General features: G+C 35.8%; 8 protein-coding genes. 2 read left to right on the plus strand and 6 right to left on the minus strand.

Translation table 11 applies throughout. From position 1 onward, the window contains the following. Positions 1-66 precede the first annotated feature (66 nt). Positions 67-1,029 (minus strand): OmpA family protein, encoded by a 963-nt coding sequence (locus MYP_RS18340; RefSeq protein WP_045466669.1) that lies wholly within the window; start codon positions 1,027-1,029, stop codon positions 67-69. Positions 1,030-1,176: 147 nt separating this feature from the next. Further along, on the minus strand, positions 1,177-3,813 hold the full coding sequence (locus MYP_RS18345; protein WP_045466671.1) for a valine--tRNA ligase: 2,637 nt from the start codon (positions 3,811-3,813) through the stop codon (positions 1,177-1,179). 464 nt (positions 3,814-4,277) lie between these two features. Between MYP_RS18345 and MYP_RS18350 the strand changes: the two genes are divergently transcribed. Then, positions 4,278-4,688, plus strand: coding sequence for a response regulator (locus MYP_RS18350; protein ID WP_045466673.1), 411 nt, complete (start codon positions 4,278-4,280; stop codon positions 4,686-4,688). 10 nt (positions 4,689-4,698) lie between these two features. Here the strand turns inward: MYP_RS18350 and MYP_RS18355 are convergent, their stop codons facing one another. Both MYP_RS18355 and MYP_RS18360 read right to left on the minus strand, forming a co-directional pair. Further along, positions 4,699-6,945, minus strand: coding sequence for a S46 family peptidase (locus tag MYP_RS18355; RefSeq protein WP_045466675.1), 2,247 nt, complete (start codon positions 6,943-6,945; stop codon positions 4,699-4,701). 245 nt (positions 6,946-7,190) lie between these two features. Continuing rightward, the gene (locus MYP_RS18360) at positions 7,191-8,603 is read right to left on the minus strand and encodes a BamA/TamA family outer membrane protein (RefSeq protein WP_052430335.1); all 1,413 of its coding nucleotides are present in this window, start codon (positions 8,601-8,603) and stop codon (positions 7,191-7,193) included. A gap of 150 nt (positions 8,604-8,753) precedes the next feature. On the opposite strand from MYP_RS18360, the gene yidD reads away from it, so the two are divergent. After that, the gene (yidD, locus tag MYP_RS18365) at positions 8,754-8,987 is read left to right on the plus strand and encodes a membrane protein insertion efficiency factor YidD (RefSeq protein ID WP_045466677.1); all 234 of its coding nucleotides are present in this window, start codon (positions 8,754-8,756) and stop codon (positions 8,985-8,987) included. Here the strand turns inward: yidD and MYP_RS18370 are convergent. Both MYP_RS18370 and MYP_RS18375 read right to left on the minus strand, forming a co-directional pair. Further along, complete coding sequence (locus tag MYP_RS18370) at positions 8,984-10,072, minus strand: prolipoprotein diacylglyceryl transferase (RefSeq protein ID WP_045466679.1); 1,089 nt, start codon at positions 10,070-10,072, stop codon at positions 8,984-8,986. The genes yidD and MYP_RS18370 overlap by 4 nt on opposite strands. Positions 10,073-10,584: 512 nt before the next feature. Then, positions 10,585-12,447, minus strand: a complete 1,863-nt coding sequence (locus tag MYP_RS18375) for an NAD(+) synthase (protein WP_045466681.1) — start codon at positions 12,445-12,447, stop codon at positions 10,585-10,587. Positions 12,448-12,655: the final 208 nt, after the last annotated feature.

The raw sequence follows: 12,655 nt of genomic DNA on the forward strand, positions 1-12,655 counted from the left end.
AATAAAAAAGAAACCGGTCAAATAGACCGGTTTCTTTTTTATTATAGGATATTTTTGGGAATAATACTATTCATACATAATGTTCATCTCCACACGTCTGTTAGCCTGTCTACCGGCATCTGTATCATTAGTGTCTACAGGTTTTGTTTCTCCGAAACCTGCAGTTGTAATTCTGCTTGCATTTACACCTTTGGTTCCAAGATAACGTTTTACAGATTCTGATCTTCTCTTCGAAAGATCCATGTTGGAGTTGTCATCTCCGACGTTGTCAGTATGTCCTTCTAAATGTAGTTTTGATCTCGGGTTGTTCACCATTACAGACGCAAGTTTGTTCAGTGAATTGTAAGAAGAACTAATAATAACATCACTATTGGTTTCAAATAACAGATTTTTGAACGCTTCTTCCAATGCTTTCTTTTCTTCTGGTTTAATTTCTGGGCATCCTTTGTTAGATTTCACCCCGGGGGTTCTCATGCAAAGGTCATCATAATCTCCAACGCCGTCACCATCTGTATCTACAAAAGGAGGAGGACAACCTTTGTAGGCAATAGTACCTCTTTCTTTAGGACATTGATCCTCTTTATCCTGAATACCATCACCATCCGTATCAGGACAGCCCCTGAACTGTGCTATTCCAGGAGCATCGGGACATTCATCTTTATTATCCATAATTCCATCCTTATCTCGGTCTCCCCAAGGACATCCCTTGTTTTCTTTAGGGCCGGCTTCATTTTTACATTGGTCTTCGTAGTCATAAACTCCGTCAAAATCAACGTCGTATGGACAACCAAAAGTTGTAACGGGTTCGCCTTTAGGTGTATGAATACATTTGTCTCTTCCGTCAGGTACACCATCACCATCAGAATCTTTGTCTTTCCAGACTATTTGATAAGGTTCTTGTTTTTTATTTCGTCCCTTTTTTGCCGCTTTAGCTTTCTTTTTAGTCTGTGCGGGATTTTGCGCAAAGGCCTTTTCTCCAATAAAAGAAAGTATAAACAATATTGAACTAAAGAGTATTAATTTTTTCATCCTGTAATACTTAAAGTTGATCTAAACCTAAAAGTAGTGTACTGAAAAAATGAAAAAAAGGCTGAAATTTTTTGTCAATTTTCAGCCTTTTAAGGGAAAAAGTTTAAAAGAGAAACTTTATAAATCTAGAATCGTAAAATGCCTTTTTTAAAGATTGGCCAGACTTTTTTCCAAAGCCTGAATTTCTGCTTCGGCATCTGCTTTTTTCTTTCTTTCAAGCTCAATAACAGGAGCAGGAGCTCCTGCTACGAATTTTTCATTGCTTAGCTTTTTCTCTACGCTGGCAAGAAAACCTTTTTTATGCTCCAATTGCTTCAATAGATTTTCTTTTTCTTTTTCAACATCTATAGAGCCTTCAACCGGAATATAAAACTCAGAGCTACGAATAATGAAAGTAGAAGCACCGTCAATAGGTTGTTGTGTTGTTTCTATGCTCTCAATACAGGCAAGTTTCTTAATAATAGGACTAAATTTGCTTAACAGTTCAGCAGGTACATTTTTAACAAAGAGCTTCAACGGATCAAATTTTGCTATTTGTTTAGCATTTCTGATATTTCTTATATTAGAAACTATCTCTATAGCAAGGTCTCCATGTTCAATAGATTGTTTGTCTATGGTTTGGCTTGCTTTGGGCCATTCAGCAATTATAATGCACTCGTTCTGCGGTCTTTCCTTGATTTTATGCCAGTATTCTTCCGATATAAATGGAGTAAATGGATGAATTACTTTAAGTAGTTTTTCAAAAAGATTGATTGTCTTTGTATAAGTTTCACGATCAATAGGCTGTTTGAAGCCTGGCTTTATCATTTCAAGATAATTAGAACAGAAATCATCCCAAACCAGCTTATACACACTCATAAGGGCATCAGATAGTCTGTATTTTGTAAAGTTATCTTCCAGTTCTATAAGAGCAGTTGTAAATTTGGATTCCATCCATTCAATAGCTGCGATGTTATCCTCATTATTTCCTTCTTTTATTTCCCATCCACTAATAAGATTATAAGCATTGTGGATTTTGTTAGTGAAATTTCTTCCTTGCAGACATAGCTTTTCATCAAATAACAAGTCGTTACCTGCAGGAGAACTTAAGAGCATTCCAACCCTTACACCATCAGCGCCATATTCCTCAATCAGATCTAAAGGATCGGGTGAATTACCAAGAGATTTGGACATCTTTCTGCCTTGTTTGTCTCTAACGATACCTGTAAGGTATACCTTCTTGAAAGGTATTTCACCGCGGAACATATAACCTGCCATGATCATTCTTGCAACCCAGAAGAATAGAATTTCAGGAGCTGTTACAAGATCATTAGTAGGGTAGAAGTAGTTAATGTCTTTGTTTTGCGGATCTTTAAAGCCATCAAATACAGAAATAGGCCATAGCCATGAAGAGAACCAAGTGTCCAGTACATCTTCATCCTGTCTTATATCTGAAGCTTTTGTGCCTGAATAGTTTTTCTGAAACTGTTCTAGGGCTTCTTGTTCGGTGAAGGCTACAACAGGCTCAGCTGATGGGTTATTAATCAGATAATAAGCTGGAATTCTTTGTCCCCACCAAAGCTGTCTGGAGATACACCAGTCTTTGATGTTTTCCATCCAATGTCTGTATGTATTTTTAAACTTGGAAGGAATAAGCTGAATTTCATCATTCATCACTGAAGAAAGGGCTTCGGGCTTTTTTTCCAGAAACTTCTTCATATCTACAAACCATTGAAGAGATAATCTTGGCTCAATTACAGCATCAGTTCTTTCAGAATATCCTACACTGTTTTTTATATCTTCTGTCTTTAGTAAAAAAGTTTTTTCCTCAAGTTCTTTAGAAATGAGCTTTCTTACTTTGAATCGGTCTTCGCCTATATACAACTGAGCATTAGCGCTGAATGTACCATCGTCATTCATGATATCAATGATTTCAAGGCCATGCTTCTGGCCAAGTGCATAGTCATTAACATCATGAGCAGGGGTAACTTTCAAGCAGCCTGTTCCAAATTCCATATCAACATACTCATCCATTATCACTGGAATTTTTCTTCCGATAAGAGGAACAATAGCTTTCTTACCTTTCAGATGCTGATATCTCTGATCTTTTGGATTAACGCAAATGGCAGTATCTCCGAGAATAGTCTCTGGTCTTGTAGTTGCTACTGTAATGTATTCTTCAGAACCATCTATCTGATATTTTAGAAAATAAAGCTTTGAATTTACTTCCTTGTGAATAACTTCTTCATCAGAAAGAGCCGTTTTTCCTTGCGGATCCCAGTTAACCATTCTGTTTCCTCTATAGATAAGGCCATCTCTGTATAATTTTATAAATACTTCAATTACAGCATCAGACATCTCTGGCTCCATTGTGAACCTGGTTCTGTTCCAATCACATGAAGCACCCAGTTTTTTTAGCTGTTCAAGAATAATTCCGCCGTACTTCTCTTTCCATTCCCATGCATATTTTAAAAATTCATCTCTTGAAAGATCACTTTTCTTAATACCTTTTTCTCTTAGCATTGCAACTACCTTTGCTTCAGTAGCAATCGATGCATGGTCAGTTCCGGCTACCCAGCAGGCTTCTTTTCCTTCCATTCTTGCTTTTCTGATCAGTACATCCTGGATGGTATTGTTAAGCATATGTCCCATATGCAAAACACCTGTGACGTTTGGCGGAGGAATAACAATTGTGTATGGTTCCTTATTTGGATTAGGCTTTGCTGCGAAAAATCCGTTATCCATCCAATAGGAATACCATTTGTCTTCAACTTCTTTGGGACTGTATGTCTTTTTAATTTCCATCTTTATATTTGGTATGCTTTGCGAACCGGCAAAATTAAAAATATTTATTGCTTAATAAAATCTGCTTTTTCGGTAAAACAAAAAATAAGAGGTTTACGGCTCACAGGTTTCAATTTAAAATAAAAAAGTCTAAATTAAGCTTAACCGAAGCAGTTCTCCCTCTTCCCTATATTGCTTCAGAAATAATTTAATTTCTTCTATTGTAAATGTAAGGTCTTAATTTACAATATAGTAAATGAATTTAATCTTTATTCCCTATAGAAGCGCTGCCAAAGTTAGCCTGAAATGACAATCGCTTTTTAAAATTTTCTTTGCAAGAAAAAGATATTTAGGAAAAATAAATCGTTGTTAGTGGAGAAAGATGGAGGGAGATGGTGAATAGAGGAATTCAGGCACAATTTGTGTAAAGATTTTTTCGGTACTTTTTATTTAGTTATTAAAAGGGAAATATAGAAAGGTGTCTTATGCCAGAGAAAAAGTTTAATAAAGTTCTCCTTGTTGATGATGATAAAATCAATAATTACATAAATCTCAGATTAATAAGGAGAATAGGTTTGTCGGAAGAAATTATTGTGACAAACAATGGTCAGGAAGCAATTACTTATCTTAAGAAATGTGATAAGAACGAGCTGCCTACTCTTATTCTGCTGGATATAAATATGCCAGTAATGGATGGATTTGAGTTTTTGGAAGAATATGAAAAATTAAAGGTTAATACTGTTGAAAGGCCTATGATTGTGGTTTTAACAACGAGTACCAATACAAATGATATTAAAAAGGTGGAAAGTTCTCCAATTGCTGCGGGATATATAAATAAACCCCTAACAGAAGAGAATCTGCTGGGGTTTATCAGAAGAAATGCTTCGGTGGTTTAAATATTAACTATTAGTTTACCTTTTCCAATTTTTTATTGCCTGTCTTAATTATTTCGACAGGTTTATTTTTGTCTATTGATTCTTCCTGACTTGCTGAGGGAGACTTAAAGTTTTGCACAATTGTCATCTCTTTGATGAGGTTTTCCGCACCTGCATATTTATCAATGATGAATAAAATATATCTCACATCTACTGAAATTGTTCTTTGTAATTTTGGCTCATAGATAATATCTCCGCTCATTGCTTCCCAGTTGCCATCAAATGCACATCCAATTAAATGCCCATAAGCATTCATAACAGGGCTTCCTGAATTTCCTCCGGTAATATCATTGGTGGAAATAAAGTTTACAGGAAGGGTCCCTTTATATCCGTATCTGCCATAATCTTTTTGATTGTACAGGTCTATTAATTTTTTAGGAACTATGAATTCTTCGTTTTGGGGATCTTCTTTTTCCATGATACCTTCAATGGTAGTATAGTAGGAAAAGTGTGCTGCATCTTTCGGATAATAATCTTCAACTGAACCATAGGTTAGTCTCATGGAAAAGTTAGCATCAGGATATAGTTTAGCCTCTTTATTCATTTCCCTGATTCCTTTAAGATATAAGTTATTAGCGGCATCCAGTTTTGCGAAAATCATACCCAGGAAAGGTCCGGCAAGTGTTCTGAAATCACTTATGATTTCTTGACTTGTTTTGAAGGCAGGATCTTTTTCCAGTACCTTTGCTGAAGGCTTTTTAAGAAAATTATCCATTTTTTCCTTTGAAGCAAGGATTGAATTTGAAAATACGTATGCAGCAAATTTATTGAAGTCGCCTTTGTATTTCTTATTTACTTCTTTAAGGACTGAAGGCACTAGTTTGGGATTTACATCATCATGATACATTTTTAACAGTGCGGCAAAAATCTTTTGGTCCGTTGGTGGATTATAATTTTTAAAGAATTCATCAGCCAGTTCTTTAGCGGCTTTGGTTGCAGCCTCCGTTTCCTGTGGTGTTTTAGCCTTTTGCAGTGCCTGGTAGAATCCATTCAGCTTATATGCAAAAAGCAGGATTTCTGTGCCAAAGGCAGCTTCTTCGAGGTAAGTATAGGCGGGAGCAACAATTTTATATTCCTCATAAGTTTGCTCAAATTGAGGAAGCAAATCACCATAGGTCTTTTTTCTCTCAGGGTCAGAATCGGCCCATTCCTGAAATTTCTTTTCCCTGGCTTTCTTTTGATCTGCAACATCCAGTCTTCTTAATCCTTGATTCTGACCTATAAAATATTTGTAATAATTAATTACCTGAGCATAATTTGCTGCATATTTGATTCTTACCTCCGGATCGGCATCCATATCTTCTTTCATAAGAGCCAATCTTTTTTCCCTGATTTTGATTTTATCAGGATTGGTGATTTCATATGCAAGTTTAACTCCTTCGGATGTTAGATATCTTTCTGTACTTCCCGGATATCCCATTATCATTGTAAAAGAACCTTTTTCGTATCCGTCGAGTGAGATAGTTAGATGAAATTTGGGTTTTAAAGGAATATTGTTTGCTGAATATTCCGCAGGCTTGCCATCCGGTCCAGTATAGACTCTGAACAAGGAAAAGTCTCCTGTATGCCTTGGCCACATCCAGTTATCGGTATCACCTCCGAATTTTCCGATACTGGATGGTGGTGCTCCTACTAGTCTGATATCTTTAAATACTTCATAAACAAACAGGTAAAATTCATTCCCTTCGAAAAAGCTTTTGATTTCGGAAGTATAATGCGTTCCTGCTATTGCTGATTTTTCAAGTTCAGTAGAAATCTGTTCGATTTTAGCTTCTTTTTCATCAGGGTTTAGCCCTGCACATTCTCTCAGAATTCTATCCGTTACATCTTCCATTCTTACCAGAAAAGTTACTGTAAGGCCAGGTGTAGGGAGTTCCTCAGACGTTTTTTTTGCCCAGAAACCGTCAGAAAGATAGTCGTGCTCAACCGTACTATGCGATTGTACAGATTCATAACCGCAGTGGTGGTTAGTAAGAACTAGTCCTTTATCAGATATGATTTCTCCTGTGCAATACCCTCCGAAATTTACAACAGCATCTTTTAGGCTTGAATGATTTGCACTATAGATCTCATCTGCTGTCAGCTTGAGACCTTTCTTTTGCATATCTTCATAGTTAAGCCTCTTGATGAGTAAAGGAAGCCACATTCCTTCGTCGGCACGACAGAAAGGATTTAAAGAAAGCAAACAGACAGTAAATACGATAAGTTTTTTCAACATGATATTCTCAATAGATTTTTTGGTAAAAAATATAAAAGCTTAAAATGCTTTAGGGATTAAATTGTTTAACAAAAGGAATAAATACCATATTTTATGGTCAATTCAGAGCAATATATTAAAAAAGTAGTAAGTTATAAGTAGTAAGTAATAAGTTTTGGAAAGTTGACCTAAACCGAAAGTTTAATCGTCCTTGAGGAACTGTGTACTCAGTCCTGACTTAAAACTTACTACTTATAACTTACTACTCAAATAGCTGCTTTCAAACTGAAAAACAAGCCAGTCTGGAGTTGTTTATTAATAGAATATTCAAATCTGAAGACTAGGTCATAATAAGTGACTAAATCGAATCCTGCACCACCGCCCCAGAGCCATTGATTTGCTAATATAGCATTACCAGGAATATTAGTATGGTCTACTACATAACCAGTATCAAAATAAGTTTTCAAATAGAGAGTTAGGGGAATACTTCTGATTTTTTCTGTTGGGAGGAAGCCCAGTTTCTTTTCTGTTTTAAAAAGCCTGTATTTGATGTTGCTTTTTAAAAGGCTATAGGAGGAGCCGTCTATTACAAAAAGCTCATATCCGCTGATATAATCTTTCATATAGCCCAATCCACGAATGTTATAATAGGGTTGTTTAGATGGAGTCGAATATTTTAGGGCGCTTCCGGCAGCAACAAAAAATCCTTTACCGAGCGGTTTGTAAACAGAGCCTTCTGTTTTTACTGAAAATATATTTACATCATCTGCGTCTAAAAGTCCCTGTTTATCTACTTCAGCTTTTATATAAAAGCCATTTAAAGGGTAATAAGTGATATCTCGCCTGTCATAGGTAAAAGTGTATTTTAGATCTAAATAATTTTGGCGAACCCTTTGATTTAGAAAATAGTCAGGATTTAGTTCTGCAATCGAATCTGATATTCTGTTGGCAAAAAATCCAAGGCTCAGGCTGTGAAATTCGTAAAACTTCCTTCTGTAAGAAAGTGTGAGGCTGCCAGTAATTCTGCGTCTGACAAAATTCTTTCCTTCGAAAAATGCCAATTCATTTTCTAGTGTTTGATATGGAATTTTTTTGTTTTGGATGATTCCGGCAAAAAGGACTAAACCAATCCTTTGTTTGAGATCAAGATAGGGAAATGTATAGGTAAGTTCTGCTTTAGTAGAAAAACCGGCATTCACTTTTAATCTTAAAGTTTCATTCATCCCCCTTACATTTTTCTTAATAAAGTTTATCCCATAATCAATTCTGGAAAGGTCATGATTTCTGGTGTGCCACCATTCATTGAAATTTCGGTCGGCAAGACTTAATATCGGAAGAGGATAAGTGAAAAGCCTTTCTTTTACAACGATTTCTAATTCACGTACAGTTGAATCTCCAATTAAGATGATGTCCGCTTTCAGAAATAAACCTGTATTAAAAATCCTGTTTCTGGTTTTTATAAGCAGTGGTTCAAGATCTTTTTTGAGAATCGTATCCCCTGGATCAATGCTTAATTCTCTTAGGATAATTCTGTCCTTAGTTCGCTTATTTCCCTCAAGTTTTATGTTGTTAATAACAATAAAGGAAGTATCACAGGCTTCAGATGGAGAATGAATCTGTGCCGAAATGAAGGTTGGAACCAGGAGGGAAATAAATAAAATGAAAAACTTAAAAGACATTTAAACTGATTCCGGCGAAATATTGAGGTTGTTTTATTATTAAAAATGCAAATATTTGCTCATTATTAATAATATCCTTGTGGTTTTATATTTCCTTTTACGAAGGAAACAGGAACTGTTATATGGGATCAGGAGGTTGAAATGAAAATTATGTTAAAAATATTATTAACTCCATTAAAATGGCTGATATTGTTGCTGGTAAAAATATATCAGCTGGCCATAAGCCCTTATTTACCGGCAGCCTGCAGGTATCACCCGACTTGTTCTGCTTATTTTATTGAAGCTGTAAAAAAACATGGTCCTATCAAAGGAAGCTGGTTGGGAATAAAACGAATAGGGCGTTGCCACCCTTGGGGTGGGCACGGGTATGACCCCGTGCCTTAGCTTAATTCATTCTTTTTGCGGTAGCTGTTTATAAGAACAAACAGACCAGCAATAATTAACGGAATACTTAAAAGTTGCCCCATGTTGTAGCTCATATTTTGCTCAAAATCTACCTGTGGTTCTTTAAAGTATTCGTATATAAATCTTAGGCTGAATAATATCACTACAAAAAAACCAAATATTCTTCCTTCGGGTGTTTTCTCTCTCTTTCTATAGTAAACCCCAAAAAACAAAAATAAAAAGAGTAGAAAGGAAGAAATAGCCTCATATAGTTGTGAAGGATGTCTTGGAACACCCCATATTCCCACTGTTACTTTCTGAGCTTTTTCTCCTTCAAGCTTTTCTATTTTAATAGGTGGATTTTCAGCATACACAATATGTTCGTTATATTCTTTTTCAATAGTCTTTTTTAATCCACCTTCTACTAAAGCTTTGATTTGGTCAATGTTTCCGTCTTCAGGCACTACAAAACTGAGATCTACACCTGCAATTGTTCTTCCTGCCTCATCAAGACTATCTTTCCCATTAAGGCTCATTTCAATATCATAAAGATAGTTTTGGTAAGTTCTGTCAAGGAGGTCTTCCATACTCCTTGCAAAGATAAATCCTCCTCTGAAGCTTGTAGGTTTTCCGATAATTTCAGAATTCATAAGGTTTCCCAAGCGGATTAGGCATCCTGCAAGGGCTATGGTAATCACCATACGATCTAGTACATACAGGTAACTTTGGTCGGTTTGCTTTTTAGAATAGAGGTAAATGGCTATTAAAATTCCTGCTGCAGCGCCATGGCTCGCAAGGCCTCCTTCCCAAATTTTCAGAATGTCAAGAGGGTGGGTCAAATAATATTCTGGTTCGTAAAAAAGACAATGCCCAAGTCTTGCTCCCAGAATTGTAGCCACTACCATATAGACAGTCAGAGTTTCTACATACTTTTCTGATTTTCCTTCTGTCTTATAAATCCAGATTAAAATTTGCTGGCCAATTAGAAATCCGAGTGCGAAAAGTAGTCCATACCACCTTACTGTTAAGCTTCCTATTGAAAATAACTCGGGAGAAGCTTCCCAGAGAACAAAGTTAAAAGTCATGCTATATAATTTTTGGCCTGCAATAAAATCAAATCAGAATTAAAAAGAAAGAAAAGATTTATAAATGGAAATAATTGCATTATTTTAATTTTACTCCCAAAGGTTTTATAATAGGATGTTAAAGTTATCCACAAAATTCGGCTTTATAAGCCTTATTAACATTATGTATTTCGATCAACGTAGATTTTGAATAGATTGAATTTGGTTTTTAAATAAAATAAATAGCCTATTGTAATATTTTTATTTTATTGAATTAACTCTGGTAAAACATTATCGTATAAATACATTATGTGATCAAATTTTCTTTTATGAAAACACCGCGATCTTTTATGCCCAAGGGAAAACCATGTATAAGGATTCCATTATTGAATATATGCCTCTTATTTGTATTTTATTTTTTGTTTTTAAAATTTTTTACTGACGAATCCTTTTTTAAAATGCTGTCTTCAAGTTTGGATTCATATCATTTACCTGAGTTTAACTGGAAATATTACAGATAATTAACATTCTATTTAATTCTCAAGTTTTTTTAACTCATTTTTAAATCCACTGTTTAAAATCGGAAACCTACACCATGTTTTCGGGTCAACATTAAACTCATCGAGGTGGAAACCAGGCGCTAATCTTTCTCTCTTCCATTGATTTCTTGACCACATCCTGAAAAATTTGTCCACATATGCTTTAAGTAATGTTGCCTCTGTTTTATTTTTTTTTGCCAAAATATTAAAAACTTCCAAAGGGGATTTTTTGTCTTTGATAGCAAGTTTTTCAATTACCGCCAATAACCAGTAAGGCATAAGGTCTTTCTCGTCGGTCTGAGTTTTTTCCACTGGTCTTAATTCAGCGGTAGGTATCAGTGAATTTACAAAACGTAAGCCCGGTTGGTCCAGATTTTTTTCAGCCCAGATCAACCATTGTTGGATGAAATGTTTGTCAACACCAGCTATTGGAGCAATACTACCCGAAGTATCTCCATCCATAGTTGCATATCCGACATCTCCTTCACTACGATTGGATGTAGTGATTAACAAAGCATTATTAATGTTAGCGAGCATCCATATTATCGGTGAGCGGCTTCTCGCCTGAATGTTCTGTAAGGTGATGTCATGCTTTTCCCAGGTAAGAGGATGATCCAGCACTTGTTCGATTGTTTTGATGTATCCTGAAACCTGATCCTGTACATCCCAATGATAGAATCTCGCCCCAATGGATTCTGCCAGTTTTTCAGCAGATTCAAATGTTTCTTTCCCGGAGTTCTTGGTAGACTGGTAGGCACAGGTAAGCACTTTTTCTGTAACTATTCTGAATTGTTTTTCATATGGTTCAGACTCAATTCCGGGAATAGGAGAGAGGCCACCTTTATCTAAGAATTCTTTTACCCCAAGTTCTTTTATTCCTTTTTTGATCATTTCAGAGACCATTACTGCGCAGGCAGAGCTATCAGCGCCTCCACTGAGCGATAACACAAAACCTTTGCTATGGCTTTTTCGCATATAATCAAAAAGTCCGAGTGTAACAGCTTCCCAAAATTCGAAGTTTTTTTCTCTGTCATCCGGATGCAGCTGGGCTTCAGAAACTTTTCCTGTGGAAAAATCGATATCCGCATGGACCAGGTTGAAGTTTTTAAAGGAAAGCCTATCATTGCGTTGTATGAGGTTACCATTTTTGGCAATCAGGACTTCTCCATCAAAAATCATTCTGCCGGCTTCATTGCCCAATAGGTTTGCATATAGATAAGTACAGTTGAATCTTTCTGAACTTCCAATAATCAGATTATATCTGAAATCTGATTTGGCAAAAGCAAAGTGACTTGCACTAGGATTCAGTATAAGGTCCACATTCATTCTGCAAAGTCTGGAAGCAGGTCTTACATTGTCTGGTCTCCAGGCATCTTCGCAAATTTCAAAACCTATTTTTATACCATCAACTTCATATAAAATGTCTCCGAAAGGATAGGCTTTTCCTTGTATACTAAAGTTTTCAATCTGAGAATGTATCCAAGGAGTAAACCACCTTGGTTCATAATGCACCCCATCGTTTGCTAAGAACTGTTTAGCTGAAATACCAAGAATTTTTTTGTTTTTAACAAGGCATGCACAATTATAAACAAGGTTGTTGAATCTTATAGGAAGCCCAAAACTTACTGTTATGTTCGAAGTATGAGGTATAAGATCAATCAAGTGTTGAAGAGCTGTTTCTGGTACCCATTCGCTTAAGAACCAATCTTCACAGCCATAACCAGTAAGGCAAAGCTCCGGCAGACAAAGGATGTCCACCTGATTATCTCTAGCTTCATTAATTGCAGCTATAATATTAGATATATTATTATCCCAATCCAGAGGAGTTTGGTTAAGTGCAGCACCGGCAATTCTCATATACTGATAGTTTTATACATTTAATCAAACCAGAAAAGATTCGATAAGGTCAAATGTAAAGTTTTATGATTTAATAAATTTAAGAAAATGTGACTTTTCAAATAAAAATGGAAACAGAGCCTTGGCTTTTAAAAGACTGAAAACTTCGATAATCTTATTTTTAAAAGTAAAAAAGATTATGGTTCTAAAGTAGGAGGTGAAGTTGAAT

Origin of the sequence: Sporocytophaga myxococcoides (assembly GCF_000775915.1) — a bacterium.
Lineage (GTDB): Bacteria > Bacteroidota > Bacteroidia > Cytophagales > Cytophagaceae > Sporocytophaga > Sporocytophaga myxococcoides_A.

Excerpts from the sequence above, each read along its gene's own strand:
- MYP_RS18355 (WP_045466675.1), bottom strand. The coding sequence starts at position 6,945 with ATGTTGAAAAAACTTATCGTATTTACTGTCTGTTTGCTTTCTTTAAAT.
- MYP_RS18360 (WP_052430335.1), bottom strand. The coding sequence starts at position 8,603 with ATGTCTTTTAAGTTTTTCATTTTATTTATTTCCCTCCTGGTTCCAACC.
- yidD (WP_045466677.1), top strand. The coding sequence starts at position 8,754 with ATGTTAAAAATATTATTAACTCCATTAAAATGGCTGATATTGTTGCTG.
- MYP_RS18370 (WP_045466679.1), bottom strand. The coding sequence starts at position 10,072 with ATGACTTTTAACTTTGTTCTCTGGGAAGCTTCTCCCGAGTTATTTTCA.
- MYP_RS18340 (WP_045466669.1), bottom strand. The coding sequence starts at position 1,029 with ATGAAAAAATTAATACTCTTTAGTTCAATATTGTTTATACTTTCTTTT.
- MYP_RS18350 (WP_045466673.1), top strand. The coding sequence starts at position 4,278 with ATGCCAGAGAAAAAGTTTAATAAAGTTCTCCTTGTTGATGATGATAAA.
- MYP_RS18345 (WP_045466671.1), bottom strand. The coding sequence starts at position 3,813 with ATGGAAATTAAAAAGACATACAGTCCCAAAGAAGTTGAAGACAAATGG.
- MYP_RS18375 (WP_045466681.1), bottom strand. The coding sequence starts at position 12,447 with ATGAGAATTGCCGGTGCTGCACTTAACCAAACTCCTCTGGATTGGGAT.